The sequence below is a fragment of the Amycolatopsis sp. NBC_00345 genome, from assembly GCF_036116635.1.
Lineage (GTDB): Bacteria > Actinomycetota > Actinomycetes > Mycobacteriales > Pseudonocardiaceae > Amycolatopsis.
Genome location: NZ_CP107995.1, coordinates 5,800,020 through 5,817,214, shown reverse-complemented (window position 1 = coordinate 5,817,214; position 17,195 = coordinate 5,800,020). Strand labels below are relative to the sequence as shown.

Genomic DNA, 17,195 nt, shown 5'->3' with positions numbered 1-17,195 from the left:
CGGCGGGAAGCCGCCCCCGCCGGGTGACTGGACTACCGTCGGCAGCCGACGCGACGGAAGCGAGGCGGCCGGATGACCAGTGGCGGTGCGGTGTTCCGCTACCCGCGGCGGCTGCCCGAGCTGCCGTCCTGGGTCTTCGACCTCGCGCCGGTCGGGCTCGCCGCGCTCGACACGTGGCTCAACGCCAAGCATGTCACGCCGTACGAGCTGGGGGCCGCGGCGGTGGCGACCGTGGCGCTCCTGCTGCGCCGGCACTTCCCGCTCACGGTGCTGGCGATCGCGCTCCCGTCGCTGGTCGTCTCGGAGTCCGTCCTGCCCGCGCTGATCGCGCTCTACACGGTCAGCGGCCACTACCGGAACCGGTGGCTGCTCGCGGGCCTCACCACGGTCGTCGCACTCGGCTACGCCACCCCGTGGCCATCCTTGCTGGCGATCTCCCACAACGACACCCTGCTGGGCCTGATCTACGCCACCATGACCGCGGCGGCCCCGGTGTTCCTCGGCCTGCTCACCCGCACCAGCCGTGAGCTTTCGCTGCGGCTCGACGAGATCGAGCAGGCCCGTGAACAGGAGCGCCGGCTGATCGAACAGACGACGCTGGCCCGGGAACGCACCCAGCTGGCCAGGGAAATGCACGACGTCGTCTCACACCAGGTCAGCCTGATCGCGGTCAGCGCGGGCGCGCTGCAGGTCGGCGCACCCGATCCAGGAACAAAAGAAGCCGCGTCCACGATTCGCGCGTTGAGCGTCAACACCCTGGACGAGTTGCGGCACATGGTGACACTGCTGCGGGCCTCGGGCAGCCAGCCGACCGAACTGACGCCCCAGCCCACCCTCGCCGAGCTGGAACGGCTCATCGCCACCAGCGGCATTCCGGTGCAGCTGCACGGTGACCTGTCCGCCGAGGTCGGCGCGGCCCAGCAACGCGCGATCTACCGCACGATCCAGGAAGCGCTGACCAACGTGCGCAAGCACGCTCCGGGCGCGCGCGTCACCGTCCACATCGAACACACCACCGCCGAAGTCGACGTCACCATCGTGAACGGCCCACTGACCCGGCCGACGCTGAACCTGCCCAGCGCGCAGCACGGGCTCGTCGGGCTGCGCGAACGAGCCGAGCTGCTGGACGGCTCGTTCGATTCGGGCCCGGCGCCGGGCGGCGGCTACCGCGTCCACCTGCGGCTCCCCCGTGCGGAAAGCTGACCGGCGGAGCGGATTCCCACCGACCGGCGGGCCCGCTCCGGACAGTCAACGGATGGTGCCGGCGCGTGCTCTTCGCGAGGCTGACCGGTACGGCCGGGCCGGCGACCGCTGCCCGGTCCCCTCGACCCGGGAGCCATCGATGGGCATCACCCTCGTTCTGATCGTGCTGATGACGATCACGGCCGTCGCGATCTTCGTCTCCCGCGCCCAGGCCGCGGCCCGGCAGCGCCGGTTCGAAGACGCGCAAGCCGAGGCCCGCCAATGGGTCGACCGGCTCGGCGGGCAGATCGTCCAGATCCTCGGCCGTAATGACGCCTCGAAACAGGCCCTCGCCGAGGCGGCCGAGTGCTACGACGTCGCCGGACGCCGGTTCGAGCAAGCACGTTCGACGGAGCAAGCGGATGAGGTGCGGGAAACCGCGCTCGAGGGGCTGGCCTACGTCCGGGCCGCGCGGGTCGCGATGGACCTCGACCCCGGCCTCACCGTGCCCGGCAGCGAGGCCCGCGCCGGCGCCGGGACCGTCACCGGATACCGCAAGGTCGACGTCGACGGCCAGACCTACGAAATCTCACCGCAGCCCGCGGACAACACGCCGTACTACCATCCCGGCGGCAACGTCGCGGGACGTCCGGTGCCGCAGGGCTGGTACAGCATTCCCTGGTGGAAGCCCGCGGTCATCCGCGGGACCTGGGGGCCCGGCGCGGCGGCCGTGTTCACCGGGCTCTTCGACGGCATGGACGGCATCCCCGGCACCGAGGCCTGGCCTGCAGCCGAGTCGAAAATGCTGTGACTACCGGCGTTTCCGATTGGTGAGCACCGACGTGCCGACACCGTGGACGAGGACACTGCCCAGCACCGTCATGACCATGATGGCCAGCGCGAGGTCCGCGGCTTCGTTGTCGAGCGAGTTGAACGCCAGCAGACCGAACACAATGGACGCGGCGCCGCGCGGGGCGAGGAAGCTGATGGTCATCCGGTCCCGCCACTTCAGGTCCGAGCCGAGCAGGACGGCGAGGACCGGCCCGGCCCTGGCGACGGTGAGCGCGACCGCCGCGACGACGATCGCGCCCCAGGTCACGCCGAAGTCGAGCAGGAGGAGCGCGGCGAGGCCGAACACGAACCACATCGCCAGGCCGCACAACGCGCTGACGTCGTCGACCAGGACGAACTCGGCTTCGGTGGAGTGTTTACGAGCGGCTTTGTACGCGATTCCACAAAGGAACGCCGCGACGAAGCCGTTTCCGCCGACGGCGATCGCGATGCCGTAGGTCAGCAGCGGGATGGCGACGGTCGCGACCCGGGTGGAGTGTTCCGTGGCCCAGTGGTGCGCGGTCGCCTTGTTCATGGCCAGCGCGGACAGCCCGCCGACCAGCACGCCGACGACCACGGCCAGCACGGCCGCGGGAACCGCGGTCTGCAGCGCTTCGACGGGGGTGTTCGCCTGGGTGTGGCTGCCGGCCAGGGTGAGCGCGAAGATGAACACCGGGGCGACGATGCCGTCGTTGTTACTAATCCGACCGAAAGTAGGCGGACACGGGCTGCAGCCGATCTGCTCGGAGAAACCCGTTTCCGCCGTGGCTGCCGTCGGATTAGTAACGAACGGCGCAGTAGCCGCTCTCGACGTTCAGGACGTGCCGGATGCGTTCGGGGATGCGGGCGTCCCGCACCACCGACGTCGCCGGGGCGAAGTCGGTCGGCATGATGATGCAGGCGATCAGCAGCGCCGCCGCCCACCCCAGGCCCGGCAGCACCAGCAGGCCCACGCCCATGGTGATCAGGATCGACAGCGGCAGCGCCACGAACAGGAGCCGGATGACGGTGCGGCCGTCGTGCCCGAGGTAGCCCCCTTTGACCGCCGTGGCATCGACGAACAGCAGCAGCGCGAGGATGAGTTCGGCGATGTGCTGGGCGATCTCGGTGTTGAGGCCGCCGCCGAGCACGTTGCGGGTGGTGAAGCCGATGGCCAGTCCGGCGGCGACCATCGCCATCGGCGCGCTGACGCGCCACTTCTCCAGCCGTCCGGCGGTCAGCGACCACAGCAGCACGACCACCGTCGCGGCGATCACGCTGGGGATCACCGGCACCCTCTTCCGTCACGCATGCGCGGGAGCCCGCACCGGGGAAGCGTAATGAAGGCCTTCGGCCGGTGCCGGGAAACGGGCGCGCGATCGCTGGATCGGGTGACCGGGATACGGCGGTCTTCGGCGGGGAATGACGCGTCCTCGTCTCTCGGGTGCAGCTCAGAAAATGGCGTCGTCGTCATCGAAGCCGACGTCGTGCTGTCCCGCTTCGTAGCCGTCCTGCCAAGTGTTCGCATCGGTGACGCCGGGCATGCCGGAGAACATGGCGCCGAACAGGACCGCCGCGCCGAGGCCCCACGCGCCGCCGATGAGCGCGGGCTTCCACCACGGTTCGCTGTACCACCCCTGCGGCACCGGCCGGCCCGCGACTTCGCCGCCGGGGTAGTAGTGCGGGGTGTCCTGACCCGGCTCCGGGGACGCCGCGTAGGTCTGCCCGTCCACGTCGACCGCGCGGTGCTCGGTGACCTTGCCCGCCCGCTCGCGTTCGGCCTCGTCCGGCAACGCGGGGCCGGGGTCCATGTCCATGGCGACGCGGGCGGCCCGGATGTAGTACAGGCCTTCCAGCGCGGTCTCCTTCGCCAGCCGGGCCTGCTCCGCGCTCTCCGCCTGCTCCACCTGGGAGGCGGCGGCGTTGTAGCGCTCGGCGGCGTCGGCGAGCGCCTGCTGCGACGCGGTGTCCGTGCCGGTCAGGGTCAGGACCTGGCCGCCGAGCCGTTCGATCCACCGCCGGGCGTCGGCGGCCGCGTCGTCGAGCTGACGCTGCCTGGTGGCCTGCCAGCGTTGCACGGCCGCGCGGACCAGCAGGACAACAGCGGCGAGTACGACCAGGACGATCGCGATGGTCATCGGTAACTCCAGGATCAGCGGTACGGGCAACGGGAAGCTGTGTGCTTCAACAGCTTCGCGCCGCGACGCCCGCGCGACCATCCGTTGACGGTCGGGGCCGCACCCGCCGGTCGACCGGAACCCCTCCGTCAGCCGGCGTTGGCGGGGACCCGCAGGCGCAGGGCGAAACCGCCGCCGGGAGTGGGCCCGGCGTCCAGCGTGCCGCCGAGCAGCTCCGCGCGTTCACGCAGGCCGATCAGCCCGTGCTGCGCGCTCGGCAGCGGCACGATGGTGCGGGTCGGCGGCCCGTTGGTGATCTCGACGGTCAGTGTGGTGCCGGTCTGTCCGATGTGGATCACCACGGTCGCGCCGGGCGCGTGCTTGCGGACGTTCGTGAGCGATTCCTGGACGGTGCGGTAGATCGCGCGTTGCAGGGGCGCGCTGATGTCGCCGGGGAGGTCGCCCCGCAGCTCGGCGTCGACTCCGCTGGTGGCGATGAGCCGTTCCAGCTCGGCGAGGGTGGGCTGGGGCGTCAATTCGGTCGGCTGGCTGCCTGAAGCCCGAAGCAGCGTCACCATGTGCCGCAACTCGTCCAGCGTGTTGACGCTCAACGCGCGAATCGTCGACGCCGCTTCTTTCGTCTCCGAATCCGGCGCACCAACCTGCAACGCACCCGCGCTGACCGCGATCAAGCTCACCTGATGCGAAACGACGTCGTGCATCTCCCTGGCCAACTGCGTGCGCTCCCGGGCCAGCGTCGTCTGCTCGATCAGCACCCGCTCGTGCTCACGGGCCCGCTCGATCTCGTCGAGCCGCTCGGACAGTTCGCTGCGCGTCCTGGTCAGGATCCCCAGCAACGCCGGTGCGGCGGCGGCCATCGTCGCGTACAGCACGTCGAGCAGGACCGTTGAGCGGGTCTCGTCGCCGACGCCGGACGGCGGCCACGGAAAGGCGCAGCCGATGGCCACGATCACCGCGCACCCGATGACCACCCGACGGTCGCGGGCGTGCACGGCGACCGTGTAGAGGGCGATGAGCGCCGCGATGACCGTCGGCCCGATGAACAGCGCGGGCATGGTCAGCGCGAACACCACGTACGGGTAACGCCGGCGCACGACAAGGGCCACGGCCGCCACCACGGCGCACACGAGCCCGAGGTCATCGGTGTAGTCGAGGTTGAGCCACACGTCGAGCAGGGCAAGCGCGACGAGGGCGCCATCGGCCGCCAGCGCGGCCGGCAGGCGCGGGGTCATCGATCTTCGCGCGGGGCCAGCAGCCCGGCCTGCTGGGCGAGCAGCGCGGCCTGCACCCGCGTGGACACTTTCAGCTTGGTGAAGATCGCGCTGACGTGGTCCTTGACCGTGCCGACGCTCAGGTGGACCCCGGCGGCGATGTCGTTGTTGGACAGTCCCTCGGCGAGCTGGATCAGGATCTCGCGCTCGCGGTTGCTGAGCTTGTCGATCCGGGCCGACGTCGGCGAGCCGGCTCCGCTGTCGAGGTACCGGTCCACCACCGATCGGGTGACTTTGGGCGACAGCACCACACCGCCGCCGGCGAGCGTCCGCACGAGGTGGGCGAGCTGTTCGGGATCGGTGTCCTTGAGCAGGAACCCGGCCGCGCCCGAGCGCAGCGCGGCCGCGATGTACTCGTCGGAGTCGAACGTGGTCAGCATGGCCACGACCGGCGGATTCGCCAGCGCGCGGACCTCACGCAGGATGGTCAGCCCGTCGACGTCGGGCATCCGCACGTCCAGCAGCACGACGTCCGGCTTTCCCACGGTGATCTCGCGCACTGCCTCCGCGCCGGTCGCGGTGGCCACGACCTCGATGTCGGCGGCGGCGTTGAGGATCAGCCGGAAGCCTGAGCGGACCAGCGCTTCGTCATCCACCACGACTACCCTGATCACGTCGGTTCCCCTCCTCGCACCCCAGTGGTCCGGGCCAGGCCGAGATTAGGCCAGCCGGTTGGCGGGGCGTATTCCCGCCGATCGGCGGGGGCCCGCACGCCCATTTACGGATGGTAACCGCCGCCGTCCCCGATGACGCTACCGGAGGAACGGCGCCGCGCGGCGGCCCGCGATGAACGCTGTCCACAGTGTCCGGCCCCCATCATGACCAGACCTGCCCGAGCCCGATCCCGCGATGGAGGACGAGTGGTGACCGACGAGCTGGACGAGCCCGCCGCCGAGCAGTGGTTCCGGCGGCGCGGGCTGCCGGCGGTGGTGCGGGGACGGCCGGAACAGCTCCTCGTGCGCATCGTGCCCGCGGTGGTTTTCGCCGGGCTCTGGCAGCTGCTCTCCGCGGTGCTGGCGGCCGTCGACGGCCAGTCCGACGAAGAGTTCGACCGGCTGATGGAGGACCCGGGTTACGCGTGGGCCTACAACGGCCTCCTGGCCGGACTGGTCGTGGTCCCGGCGCTGGCCGCCTGGCTGGCCGCCCGCTGGGTCCGGCGCCGGATCGTCGACCAGCGGGGAATCACCCTCGCGGCGGTCGCGGTGGCGCTGTTCGTCGCGGCCGTGCCCAGCGTCACGCGCCTGATCTCGCCGGACGAGGGGATCGTGGAAGACGTGGTGGTCCAGGCCGTCATCGTCGTGGTGCTGCTGGGCCTGGCGTTCGTCGGCGGCGGCTCGATCGTGGGCTGGGCGCTGCGGGCGGCGTTCCGGCAGGCGCAGGCGCTGGGGGTGCTGGCCAGCCGGGCGTTGCCGCTGTTGCTGCTGTTCACCGTTTTCGGGTTCTTCACCACCGAGATCTGGCAGGTCTGCGCGTCCCTGCCACGCTCGCAGATGTGGCTGGTGGTGGGCTTCTTCATCGTGGTGGCCGTGGTGTTCCTGGCGTCGATGCTGTCCGACGAGGTCCGCACGCTCACGCATTCGCACAGCATCCCGTTCGCCGTGGACGCCCTGCGCGGCACGCCGTTCGGGGTCATCGCCGCCGACCCGGGCGCCACGGACCTGCCGCGGGTCCCGCTGCGCAAGCTGGAGCAGGCGAACATGGTGCTGGTGCTGATGCTCACCCAGGTCCTGCAGACGGTGGTCTTCGCCACGCTGATGTTCGTGTTCTTCGTCGTCTTCGGCGCGGTCGCCATCCGCAACGAGGTGATCAAGGCGTGGATCGCCCGCCCGCCGTCCGGCGGTGTGCTGTTCGGGATCCAGGTCCCGGTGGCCAACGAGCTGCTGCAGGTTTCGTTGTTCATCGCCGCGTTCTCCGGGCTCTACTTCGCGGCATCGACGGTGACCGACGCCAAGTACCGCGAATCGTTCTTCGACCCGCTGGCCAAGCACATGGCGGCCAGCCTGTCCGCCCGCGACATCTACCTCACCCGGCTGGGGCGCTCGTGAACCCCGCGTCGGAACCGAAGCCCGCTGGCCGCTGGAAGGACCGGGCCGGCGGCGTGGTGGCCACGGTCGTGCAGGCCGGCGCGGTCGCCTCGCTGTTCTTGTTGCTGTTCAACGGAGGCGGTGACTTCGGCGATCGACTGGTGACCCTGTTCTCGGTGCTCGGTGTGCCGGTCGAGAGCGCGCTGGTGATCGTGCTGGTGCTCGCCGCGCTGGGTGCGGCGCTGCGGGCGCGCAAACGCGCCGCGTTGCTCACGCTGGTCTGGTTCCAGGTCGGTTCCGCGGTGCTGTCCCTGCTGTGGATCACCGTGCTGGTCACCGATCCCGGCGAGGCGCTCGACGTGGACGACTATCCGGACGTGTCCGGCCAGGTGATCTGGAACGCCGGCGCCACGGTGATCTCGGCCGTCCTGATCGGTTTCCTCCTGGCGTTGCGGCCGGTCTTCCCGGCGCGGCTGGCCCGCGGCGCGTGGTGGCGGGGCCTGACGGTGCTGGTGGGCGGGCTGGCCGCGGTGATCGTCCTCGGCTTCCTGGTGACCGAGGTGGTCCCCGGAACGCTGCGCGGCACCGGGGACCAGCTCGCGTGGGTGGCCAACCACACGACCGGCGGGCTGTTCCAGCTGCGCTGGATCGGCGCCGGGCCGGGCTGGCTCGACGGGACGCTCGACGCGCTGGCGGCGTTCGCCGGCGTGGCCGCGCTGGTCGTCTTCTTCCGCGGGGTGCGCTCCAGTCGCATGAGGACGGACGCCGAAGAGCTGCGCCTGCGCAAGCTGCTCGCCGAACACGGCGAAGACGACTCCCTCGGCTACTTCGCCACCCGCCGGGACAAGAGCGTGGTCTTCGCGCCGTCCGGCCGGGCCGCCGTGACCTACCGCGTGCTCGCGGGCACCACCGTCGCCAGCGCGGACCCCATCGGCGACCCCGAGGCGTGGCCGGACGCCGTGCGCGCGTGGCTCGACGAAGCGCGGGTCTACGGCTGGACCCCGGGCGTGCTCGGGGCGAGCGAACAGGGCGCGAAGGTGTACGCCGCGGCGGGGTTGAAGGCGCTGGAGATCGGCGACGAGGCCGTGCTCGACGTCCGCGACTTCAGCCTCGCCGGGCCGGACCGGCGTTCGGTCCGCCAGGCGGTCAAACGGATCGAGCGCGCCGGCTACACCGCGCAGGTCCGCAGGCACAGCGAGATCCCCGCCGGCGAGATGGCGGTGCTGCGGAACCAGGCGCAACGGTGGCGCGGCGACGAGACCGAGCGCGGCTTTTCGATGGCGCTGGGCCGGCTCGGCGATCCCAGTGACGGCCGAAGCGTCATGGTCGAGGCGTACGACGCGCGTGGCGAGCTGCGCGGTCTCCTCTCATTCGTGCCGTGGGGCCGGCGCGGGCTTTCGCTCGACCTGATGCGCCGGGACCGCGACGCCGAGAACGGGCTCAACGAGTACCTGATCGCGGAGGTCGTCGCGGCCGGCCAACAGCTTGGCGCGCAACGGATTTCGCTGAACTTCGCGATGTTCCGCGCGGTGTTCGCCGCGGGTGAGCGGATCGGCGCCGGGCCCGTGCTGCGGTTGTGGCGCGCGATCCTGAGCCGGGCGTCGCGGTTCTTCCAGCTGGAGTCGCTGTACCGGTCCAACGCGAAGTACGGCCCCGATTGGGAGCCCCGGTTCCTCTGCTACTCCTCCGCGCGGAAACTGCCGCGGGTCAGCATCGTGGCCGGTGCGCTCGAAGGGTTCCTGCCCACTGGCACTTCCCGGCGGGCGCTGCGGCTGGAGACGGTGTCCGGCGAGTTCGTCGCCCAGGCCAAGGAAATCGACGAGAACGCCGCCCAGCTCGTCTCGAAGGCAGCCCGGCGGCCGGAGCAGGTGCGTGTCCGGATCGCCAAGCTGGACAAGCTGCGCGCGGCCGGGATCGACCCGTACCCGGTCGGCTTCGAGCGGGCGGACGTGCTCGGCGACGTGGTGAAGAAGTTCAGCGGCCTCGCGCCGGACTCGCGCACGGGCCACCGCGTCCGGATCGCGGGCCGGGTGATCGCCCTGCGGAACCTCGGGGGGCTGTGCTTCGCCAGGGTTCGCGACTTCTCAGGCGAGCTGCAGCTGATGCTCGACGCACGCGAGCTCGACCTGTCCGGCTGGCGCGGTGGTATTGACCTCGGTGATCACGTCGGTGTGAGTGGTCAGGTGGTGACGTCGCGGCGTGGTGAGTTGTCGGTGCTGGTGGATGAGTGGACGGTGACGGCGAAGTGTCTGCATCCGTTGCCGGACAAGCGGAAGGGGCTGACGGATCCGGAGACGCGGGTGCGGCAGCGTTATCTCGACCTGGCGGTGAATCCGGAGTCGGCGCAGATGTTGCGGTTGCGGTCCACTGTGGTCCGGGCGGTGCGTGAGCGGTTGCATCAGGGTGATTATCTCGAGGTCGAGACGCCGATGTTGCAGACTGTCCACGGTGGAGCGAACGCGCGGCCGTTCGTCACGCACATCAATGCGTATGACATGCGGATGTATCTGCGGATCGCGCCGGAGCTGTATCTGAAGCGGCTGTGTGTGGCGGGGGTGGAGCGGGTTTTCGAGCTGAACCGGAACTTCCGCAACGAGGGCGTGGACGCCACACACAACCCCGAGTTCACCATGCTCGAGGCGTACCAGGCGTACGGCGACTACAACTCGATGCGCGTGCTGACCCGCGAGCTGATCCAGTATGCCGCCGAAGCCGCGTACGGCGCCCAGGTTGTGCGGCGACCGGACGCGGACGGGAACCTCGTCGAGATCGACATCTCCGGTGACTGGCCGGTGGTTTCCGTGCACGACGCGGTTTCCGCCGCGTTGGGCGAGCAGGTCGACGCCTCGACGCCGGTGGACGTCCTTCGGCGGTTGTGCGCCAAAGCGGGAATCGAAGCCACCGAGGACGCCAGTGCCGGGGACCTGGTTCTTAAGGCCCACGAGCACTTCGTCGAGCCGAGCACGGTCCTGCCGACGTTCTACACCGACTACCCGACCGAGGTTTCGCCGCTGACCCGGCAGCACCGCGTGGATCCCCGGCTGGCCGAGCGGTGGGACCTGATCGCGTTCGGCTCGGAGGTCGGCACCGCGTACACGGAGCTGACCGACCCGATCGAACAGCGCCGCCGGCTGGAGGCTCAGTCGTTGCTGGCCGCGAGCGGCGACGTCGAGGCGATGGAACTGGACGAGGACTTCCTGCAGGCGCTGGAACACGGCATGCCGCCGACCGGTGGCCTCGGGATCGGCATCGACCGGCTGCTGATGCTCCTCACCGGGACCTCGATCCGGCAGACGGTGCTGTTCCCGTTCGTCCGCCCGCACGCCTGAGTGTGGCCCCGGTCAGTCGGTGCTGAACACGCTGGACTCGACGCCGTTGATCGTGGCCCCGGCCTGCTGATAGCGGGGCGCGACGTCCCGCAGGAGATCGGCCGGGAAGTCGAGCTGTGGCCGGCTGACCGCGTCCAGTTCCGCGAGCTGCTCGTCCGGGATGGCCACCTCCAGCGAGTCGAGGTTCGCGTCGAGCTGCGCGACGGTGCGGGCGCCGAAGATGGTCGACGTCACCTCGCGCTGCTGGCGGACCCAGGCCAGCGCGACGGCGGCCATGGAGGCCCCCAGCTCGTCGCTGACCCGCCGGAGCACGTCGAGGACGACGAAGGTCTCCTCCTTCATCCGCCGCGCCGCGTGCCAGGTTCGGCCCGAGCCTTCGGGCGAGGTGTTCTCGCGGGTGTACTTCCCGGTGAGCACCCCGCTGGCCAGCGGGCTCCACGGCGTGACCCCGAGGCCGAGTTCCCGGGCGACGCCCCAGAGCTCGCCTTCCACGGTGCGCTGCAGGAGGTTGTACTCGACCTGGATGGCGGCCACGTTCGCCCAGCCCCGCAGCTGCGCGATGGTCGCCATCCGGGCCACCGCCCACGCCGGGGTGTCGGACAGCCCGACGTAGCGGATCTTCCCGGCCCGGACCAGGTCGTCGAGGGTCGAGATCGTCTCCTCGAGCGGGGTGTGCCGATCCCAGTTGTGCTGCCAGTACAGGTCGAGGTAGCCGGTGCGCAGCCGGCGCAGTGACGCTTCGACCTGGTCGAGGATCGCCTTGCGGCCCGCGCCGCCGCCGTTGGGGTCGCCGGGGAACAGGTTGCCCGCGAACTTGCTCGCGAGCACCAGCCGGTCCCGTTTGCCCGGGCGCTTGGCCAGGTACGCGCCGATGACCTCCTCGGACCGGCCGGCGAGATAGGCGTTCGCGGTGTCCAGGACGTTCCCGCCGGCGTCGAGGTACCGGTCGAGGATCGCGGCCGAGGTCCCCTCGTCGGCGCCGGACTTGGCGTCGCCGAAGATCATCGTGCCCAGCGTGACCGGGCTGACCCGCAGACCGGAGCGGCCCAAGGTGCGGAACATGTTCAGCTGCGTCACTGCGCATCCCCTTTTCTGTGACCGTCGAAGATCGGCCTCGTGCGAGCCGTATCCTCTTCGGGAGGTACCTCACCAACGCCAGGCAGGAGCGGGCTGATGCCGAACTCGAGCGAACGAGCCGCGATCAAGCAGGTCGGGGACGAGTTCTTCATCCTGTCCCACCTCCTGCGGAAGTACATGGACACCGCGATGACGGAGTCCGGCGTGCCGCTCGCGCGCAGCAAGCTGCTCAAGCTCCTGGCGGAGCACGGGCCGAGCCGGGTCACCGACCTCGCCGCGTATTCGCACACCGCGGTGCGGTCGGCCACCCAGGCCGTTGACGCTTTGGAGCGCGACGGACTGGCGGTGCGGCAACCGGACCCCGGCGACCGGCGCGCCAGCCTGGTCACCATCACCGACGCGGGCCGGATCGCGTTCCGGGCCTCCCGGAAGCCGTTCATGGCCGCGTACGAGCAGGTGTTCGGGAGCCTTTCGGCCGACGAGCGGGCGGCGTTCCTGGCGACGTTGGCGAAGCTGCGCGCCGCGGCCGGGTGAGCGACCGCCCGTTCCCCCGTACAACCTTCGGAGGTACCACTTAGTGATATACCACTTATTGAGGTACTTCACTAAAAATACGGCAGGCCGCCGGGTCCCGTCAAGGGAACGGGAACCGGCGGCCGTTGGCCTAGGCAGGCGGCGGCATCGGCGACCGGCCGGTGGCGCCGCCCAGGTGGCAACACAGCGCGATGTTGGCCAGTACTGTCCCGGCGAACAGCGTCGGCATCGACACCGTGAACGCGCCGATCGCCAGCACGGTGACCGCGGCCAGGTCGGCCGTCACCCGCGCCGCGGTCCGCCGTCGCCGCTCCGGCCCGGACAGCTCCCCGAACACGGACCGCGCCCAGGCGTGGTCCGTGGCCAGGAGGGCCCGTTCGATCTCCCTGAGCTGCCGGCGCTCGTGCCGTCGCATCACGCCCGGGTCCGCGTCATCGGGGCCCGGAGCCGAGGCCCCGCACGACCGCGGTGGTCACCGCCGACGAGCTGACCACCGTGCCCGCCGGAAGTCCTTGCCACACCCCGGTTCCCGGCGTCTGGAGGACCTCGCGGTCACCCAGGTACCGGCCGGTCGCGGGGTCGAGCACGATCTCGCTGCGCAGGGTGCCCTGGACGACGCCGAGCCCGACGCCGGTCTGCCCGGCGAGGTTCGCCTCGCCGTCGGTGATGTCCAGGCCGGGCACGAGCATGAGCGCCCGGTACAGGCTCGTGCGCAGCTCACGGTCGGCCTGGCCCGAACGCAGCACGGCGGTGGCGAGGCCGAGCACCTGGCTCGGATCGTGCGACCCGATGTCGGCGAGCATCCGGTCGTAGAGCCGCTGCGGGTCGGTGGGCAGGCCGGCCAGGAACCCCGGCGTCACATGGCCCCAGTCGCCGGAGTCCCCGTCGCAGCCCGGGCCGATCTCGGTCGCCACGGCCGGCCCGGTGGCGCCGGCCTCCCCGTTCCACCCGGGGAAGTCGCCGCAGGCCGCGCGGACCTCGCTCGGCGCGAACGTCTTCGGGTCCAGCATCCCGTTGTCGCCTTCGCGCCGGGCGAGGTCCGCCGAGCCGACCAGCCACCGCTTCGGCTCGTCCGTCTTGCTCCGCCGCATCCACTCCTGCTGCCGGTCCGCGGGGATCCACACCTGGGTCGACGTGTCGACAATGGCGGTCAGTGGCTTGCCGGTGTAGGTGAACGCGCTGCTCAGGCTCGCGTCCCGGACGCCGACGTACAGGTACTCGCCCGGTCCCGGCACGAGGTCCGGATCGCCTTCGGCCGTCGTCGCGGCGTGTTCGAGATCCTGCGCGGCGGCGGCACTCGCGGCCGGCACGAAGTCGTCACCGAGCAGCGGCTTGACCGCCAGCCCCGCCACCGCGATGACGGCCGCGGCCGCCGCAACGGCGAACCAGCGCTTACGCGGCCTGGCCCGCTGAGCCTCCGGCTCCTCCTGCACCGGCAGCCCGGCCCGCGCGCGGATCCGGGCCCGGACGTCGTCGGTGAACGGCAGTTCCGGGCAGAGCGCCGCCAGCGACGCGTCGAGTCCGTCGTCGGTCAGGATCGAGTGCACACGTGCTCCTTCTTCGGTCATCGGCCGGTCCCCCAGCCACTCCGGATGCGCAGCGAACGGCGGACCCGGTGCAGCCGTGAACGCACGGTGCCGACCGGGATCTCCAGTGCCGCGGCGACTTCGTTCGAATCGAGCCGGGCCCACGAGGTCAGCAGGAGCACGTCCCGGTCGTCCTGGCTGAGCGCCGAAACCGCGGTGGCGAGCGCGCGCACGTCGTCCTCCGCGTCGATCTGCTCCACCACCCGCCGCTCGTGGCTTTCGACCTCGGTGACCATGAACGACACCAGCCGGTCCGTCGCGGTGTTCTCCCGGCTTCTGCTTCGCAAGTGCGTGCGCAGCAGGTTGGTGGAGATCCCGAACAGCCAAGCGCGCGCGGTGGCCCGCTCCGGGTCGTAGGTCATCCGGCTCTTCAGCGCGGCCACGAAGGTGTCGGCGACCAGGTCGTCGGCCGCCGGCCCGACCCATCTCGACAGGTAGCGGTACAGCTCCCCGGCGTGCCGCATGAACAGCTCTTCGAAATCCCGGCCCGGCGAAGCACCCGACAGGTCCGGGCGGGCGGATCCGTCCCAGGTGGCCAGCCCGTCGCCGGCCGGCTCCTCGATCATGGTTCTCACGTCTGTTCTTAGCCGCAGGGGCCGGGCACGTTCACGGGGTCCGCTCGCGGGGTTCCCGGCCGGGCTTCAGGGGACCGCCGTCATGGTAGGCGTCCCCTGGGCCGGGTCAGTGCACCACCGGCGGCACCGCGGGACTCGTGACCGACGTCGTGCCCGCGTCGTCCCGGGCGCGGACCAGCAGCACCGTGACGGCGGCGATCACCGAGACCGCGGACAGGCCCCACAGCCCGCCGGTGGTCTTGCCGGTGGCCTCCTCGAAGTAGCCCAGCACGGTGGGGCCGACGAAGCCGCCGAGGTTGCCGATGGAGTTGATCAGCGCGATGCCGGCCGCGGCGACCTTGAAGTCGAGGCTGTGCTGGGCCATCGGCCAGAACGCCGAGGCCGCGCACTTGAACCCGGCCGCCGCCAGGCACACCGCGACGAGCGCGAACCAGGGTGACCCGGTCGTGGCGAGGAACGTGCCCACGGCGCCGAGCACCAGGCCGACCGCGACCCACGGCCGCCGGACCCCGGTCCGGTCGGTGAACCAGGCGAGCGAGTACATCGCGATGATCGCGACGATCCACGGGACGGCCGAGAGCAGCCCGACCTGGAAGTCGGACAGGTCGCCCATGTTCTTCACGATGCTCGGCAGCCAGAACGTGATGGCGTACCCGGTCATGCTCATCGCGAAGAACAGCCAGCACAGCAGGAGCACCTGCGGCTGGGTGGCGAGCTTCCAGCGGGACGTCTTCACGGTCGTGGTGCTCTGGCGGGCCAGCTCGTCCCGTTCGACGGCCGCGCTCAGTGCCGTCTTTTCCTCGGCGCTGAGCCATTTCGCGTCCTTGACCCGGGACACCAGCAGGAAGCCGCCGATGATGCCGATCAGGACGGAGAAGCCGCCTTCCAGCAGGAACATCCACTTCCAGCCCGCGATCCCGCCGAGCCCGTGCATCTCCAGCAGCGCACCGCTGACCGGCCCGGTCACGATGTACGCCGTCGCCGAGCCGCCGAGGAAGATCGCGGTGGCCCGGCCGCGTTCGGCGTTCGGCAGCCACTTCGTGAAGTAGTACATGACGCCCGGGAAGAAGCCGGCTTCGGCGATGCCGAGCAGGAACCGGAGGAGGTAGAACATGTTCGCGTCCGTGGTGAACGCGGTCAGTGCCACCACGACACCCCAGCTGATCATGATCCGGGTCAGCCAGACCCGGGCGCCGAAGCGTTCCATCAGGACGTTGCTCGGCACTTCGAACAGGGCGTACCCGACGAAGAACAGCCCGGCGCCCAGGCCGTACGCGGCCGCGCCGATGCCGAGGTCGGTTTTGAGGTGGGACTGGATGAACCCGATGTTGGTCCGGTCCATCTGGTTGACCACCAGCATGAACACCACGAGCGGCATCATGCGGCGGAAGAACTTGCGCACCGCCCGGCGGTAGGCGGGGTCCTCGACGGACAGCGGCTGGTCGGACGACAGCGACATTGACGTCTCCGGTTTTTCTCAGGGCGGCGGGGGAACTACCAGAGGGAGAACTTGCTCGTGCGGCGGCACCTCCTGGTTCGGCCCGCTCGTCTCGGATCGCGCGGGCCCGTCCAGGGGCGCGACCTCCGGAACCGGGCATCTTCGCCGGCGGGCGGACATCGTGGACTGCTTGGCGGTCACGGTAAGTCCGGCTACCGATACCCGTCCAACACTTGTTTTGGATGATCCGATGCCTAATCTGTATCGGTGTTCTCCCTAGAGCAGCTTCAGGGCTTCGTCGCGGTCGCCGAGGAGCTGCACTTCGGCCGGGCCGCGGCGCGGCTGTCGATGACCCAGCCGCCGCTGAGCCGCAAGATCAAGCAGCTGGAGGACGAGCTGGGGGTGCTGCTGTTCGACCGCGCGCACCGCGCGATCAGGCTGACCCCGGCGGGCCGGGTCTTCCTCGCCGACGCCCGGCGGCTACTGCACCTTTCGCACGAGGCGGCGCTTTCGGCGCGCCGCACACCCCGCGGCGAATCCGGCGTCGTGACCCTGGGTTTCACCGCGACGACGGCGTACTCGTTCCTCGAACACGTGGTGGCCGCGGCGAGCACCGAGCTGCCGAACGTCGAGCTGGGGCTGCGCGAGATGGTCACCTCGGCCCAGGTCGAGGAGCTGCTGGAAGGCGGCATCGACGTCGGCCTGATCCGGCCACCGGTGGCCGGCGCGGACCTGGAGGCCACCCTGCTCTACCGCGAACCGCTACTGGCCGCACTGCCCGAAAGCCACCCACTCGCGACGCGGAAGGCCGCCCCGAGCGTGCACGACCTCGACGGTCAGCCGTTCATCATGTACTCGCCTTCGGAGGCGCGGTACTTCCACGAGATCCTGGTCAGCATCTTCCGCAACGCCGAAGTGGCGCCGCACTACGTCCAGTACCTCAGCCAGGTGCACAGCATGCTCGCGCTGGTGAAGGCCGGCCTCGGCATCGCACTGGTCCCCGCCGCGGCAACGGCGCTGCACTACCGCGGGCTGGTGCTGCGCCCGGTCACCGGAATCGACGCGAACCCGGTAAAGCTCGGCCTGGCCTGGCGGCGCAGCAACGACAACCCCGCCCTGGCCGCGCTGCTGCCGGTGATCGGCAAGATCGCCGGACGGCATGGTGGGTTGGGGCGGGTTGTCTAGCTGTCTTGTGACTCTGGCTGGTTTGCGTCCCCAATGAGGTTTTCTC

The 17,195-nt window shown here is 70.5% G+C and carries 16 protein-coding genes; 6 read left to right on the top strand and 10 right to left on the bottom strand.

All coding sequences use genetic code 11. The annotated features are described in order from the left end of the window. Positions 1 to 72 precede the first annotated feature (72 nt). A complete protein-coding gene (locus OG943_RS25945) occupies positions 73 to 1,203 on the top strand; it encodes a sensor histidine kinase (protein ID WP_328603523.1) in 1,131 nt (376 codons plus the stop codon). A 139-nt stretch (positions 1,204 to 1,342) separates the two neighbouring features. Then, on the top strand, positions 1,343 to 1,993 hold the full coding sequence (locus OG943_RS25940; protein WP_328603522.1) for a hypothetical protein: 651 nt from the start codon (positions 1,343 to 1,345) through the stop codon (positions 1,991 to 1,993). Here the strand turns inward: OG943_RS25940 and OG943_RS25935 are convergent, their stop codons facing one another. The 5 genes from OG943_RS25935 to OG943_RS25915 form a co-directional block, all read right to left on the bottom strand. Further along, on the bottom strand, positions 1,994 to 2,698 hold the full coding sequence (locus OG943_RS25935; RefSeq protein WP_328612150.1) for a cation:proton antiporter domain-containing protein: 705 nt from the start codon (positions 2,696 to 2,698) through the stop codon (positions 1,994 to 1,996). A gap of 94 nt (positions 2,699 to 2,792) precedes the next feature. After that, positions 2,793 to 3,281 carry a cation:proton antiporter domain-containing protein gene (locus tag OG943_RS25930; protein WP_328603521.1) on the bottom strand — a complete coding sequence of 163 codons (489 nt, stop codon included), beginning with the start codon at positions 3,279 to 3,281 and terminating at the stop codon, positions 2,793 to 2,795. 162 nt (positions 3,282 to 3,443) lie between these two features. Further along, positions 3,444 to 4,130 carry a hypothetical protein gene (locus OG943_RS25925; RefSeq protein WP_328603520.1) on the bottom strand — a complete coding sequence of 229 codons (687 nt, stop codon included), beginning with the start codon at positions 4,128 to 4,130 and terminating at the stop codon, positions 3,444 to 3,446. A gap of 128 nt (positions 4,131 to 4,258) precedes the next feature. Next, complete coding sequence (locus OG943_RS25920) at positions 4,259 to 5,362, bottom strand: sensor histidine kinase (protein ID WP_328603519.1); 1,104 nt, start codon at positions 5,360 to 5,362, stop codon at positions 4,259 to 4,261. Then, positions 5,359 to 6,015: a response regulator transcription factor gene (locus OG943_RS25915; protein ID WP_328603518.1), complete on the bottom strand. Its 657-nt coding sequence runs from the start codon at positions 6,013 to 6,015 to the stop codon at positions 5,359 to 5,361. Before OG943_RS25915 ends, OG943_RS25920 begins: the two co-directional genes overlap by 4 nt. Positions 6,016 to 6,264: 249 nt before the next feature. Between OG943_RS25915 and OG943_RS25910 the strand changes: the two genes are divergently transcribed. After that, entirely contained in the window at positions 6,265 to 7,446 is a 1,182-nt protein-coding gene (locus OG943_RS25910) for a hypothetical protein (RefSeq protein ID WP_328603517.1), read from the top strand. Continuing rightward, a complete protein-coding gene (gene lysX / locus OG943_RS25905; RefSeq protein WP_328603516.1) occupies positions 7,443 to 10,754 on the top strand; it encodes a bifunctional lysylphosphatidylglycerol synthetase/lysine--tRNA ligase LysX in 3,312 nt (1,103 codons plus the stop codon). Before OG943_RS25910 ends, lysX begins: the two co-directional genes overlap by 4 nt. Before the next feature lie 12 nt (positions 10,755 to 10,766). Here the strand turns inward: lysX and OG943_RS25900 are convergent, their stop codons facing one another. After that, a complete protein-coding gene (locus tag OG943_RS25900; protein WP_328603515.1) occupies positions 10,767 to 11,831 on the bottom strand; it encodes an aldo/keto reductase in 1,065 nt (354 codons plus the stop codon). A gap of 96 nt (positions 11,832 to 11,927) precedes the next feature. On the opposite strand from OG943_RS25900, the gene OG943_RS25895 reads away from it, so the two are divergent. Beyond that, a complete protein-coding gene (locus OG943_RS25895; protein WP_328603514.1) occupies positions 11,928 to 12,365 on the top strand; it encodes a MarR family winged helix-turn-helix transcriptional regulator in 438 nt (145 codons plus the stop codon). A gap of 130 nt (positions 12,366 to 12,495) precedes the next feature. On the opposite strand, the gene OG943_RS25890 is transcribed toward OG943_RS25895, so the two are convergent. The 4 genes from OG943_RS25890 to OG943_RS25875 all read right to left on the bottom strand — a co-directional run bounded on the left by OG943_RS25890 (position 12,496) and on the right by OG943_RS25875 (position 15,985). After that, positions 12,496 to 12,780 (bottom strand): DUF3040 domain-containing protein, encoded by a 285-nt coding sequence (locus OG943_RS25890; RefSeq protein ID WP_328603513.1) that lies wholly within the window; start codon positions 12,778 to 12,780, stop codon positions 12,496 to 12,498. A 16-nt stretch (positions 12,781 to 12,796) separates the two neighbouring features. Further along, positions 12,797 to 13,933: a CU044_5270 family protein gene (locus OG943_RS25885; protein ID WP_328603512.1), complete on the bottom strand. Its 1,137-nt coding sequence runs from the start codon at positions 13,931 to 13,933 to the stop codon at positions 12,797 to 12,799. Beyond that, a complete protein-coding gene (locus tag OG943_RS25880) occupies positions 13,930 to 14,517 on the bottom strand; it encodes an RNA polymerase sigma factor (protein ID WP_328603511.1) in 588 nt (195 codons plus the stop codon). Before OG943_RS25880 ends, OG943_RS25885 begins: the two co-directional genes overlap by 4 nt. Before the next feature lie 115 nt (positions 14,518 to 14,632). After that, entirely contained in the window at positions 14,633 to 15,985 is a 1,353-nt protein-coding gene (locus OG943_RS25875; RefSeq protein WP_328603510.1) for an MFS transporter, read from the bottom strand. Positions 15,986 to 16,231: 246 nt separating this feature from the next. On the opposite strand from OG943_RS25875, the gene OG943_RS25870 reads away from it, so the two are divergent. After that, a complete protein-coding gene (locus tag OG943_RS25870) occupies positions 16,232 to 17,149 on the top strand; it encodes a LysR substrate-binding domain-containing protein (RefSeq protein ID WP_328603509.1) in 918 nt (305 codons plus the stop codon). Positions 17,150 to 17,195: the final 46 nt, after the last annotated feature.

Coding starts and splice junctions, on each gene's coding strand:
- OG943_RS25945 (WP_328603523.1), top strand. CDS start 73: ATGACCAGTGGCGGTGCGGTGTTCCGCTACCCGCGGCGGCTGCCCGAG.
- OG943_RS25940 (WP_328603522.1), top strand. CDS start 1,343: ATGGGCATCACCCTCGTTCTGATCGTGCTGATGACGATCACGGCCGTC.
- OG943_RS25925 (WP_328603520.1), bottom strand. CDS start 4,130: ATGACCATCGCGATCGTCCTGGTCGTACTCGCCGCTGTTGTCCTGCTG.
- OG943_RS25920 (WP_328603519.1), bottom strand. CDS start 5,362: ATGACCCCGCGCCTGCCGGCCGCGCTGGCGGCCGATGGCGCCCTCGTC.
- OG943_RS25895 (WP_328603514.1), top strand. CDS start 11,928: ATGCCGAACTCGAGCGAACGAGCCGCGATCAAGCAGGTCGGGGACGAG.
- OG943_RS25890 (WP_328603513.1), bottom strand. CDS start 12,780: ATGCGACGGCACGAGCGCCGGCAGCTCAGGGAGATCGAACGGGCCCTC.
- OG943_RS25885 (WP_328603512.1), bottom strand. CDS start 13,933: ATGACCGAAGAAGGAGCACGTGTGCACTCGATCCTGACCGACGACGGA.
- OG943_RS25880 (WP_328603511.1), bottom strand. CDS start 14,517: ATGATCGAGGAGCCGGCCGGCGACGGGCTGGCCACCTGGGACGGATCC.
- OG943_RS25875 (WP_328603510.1), bottom strand. CDS start 15,985: ATGTCGCTGTCGTCCGACCAGCCGCTGTCCGTCGAGGACCCCGCCTAC.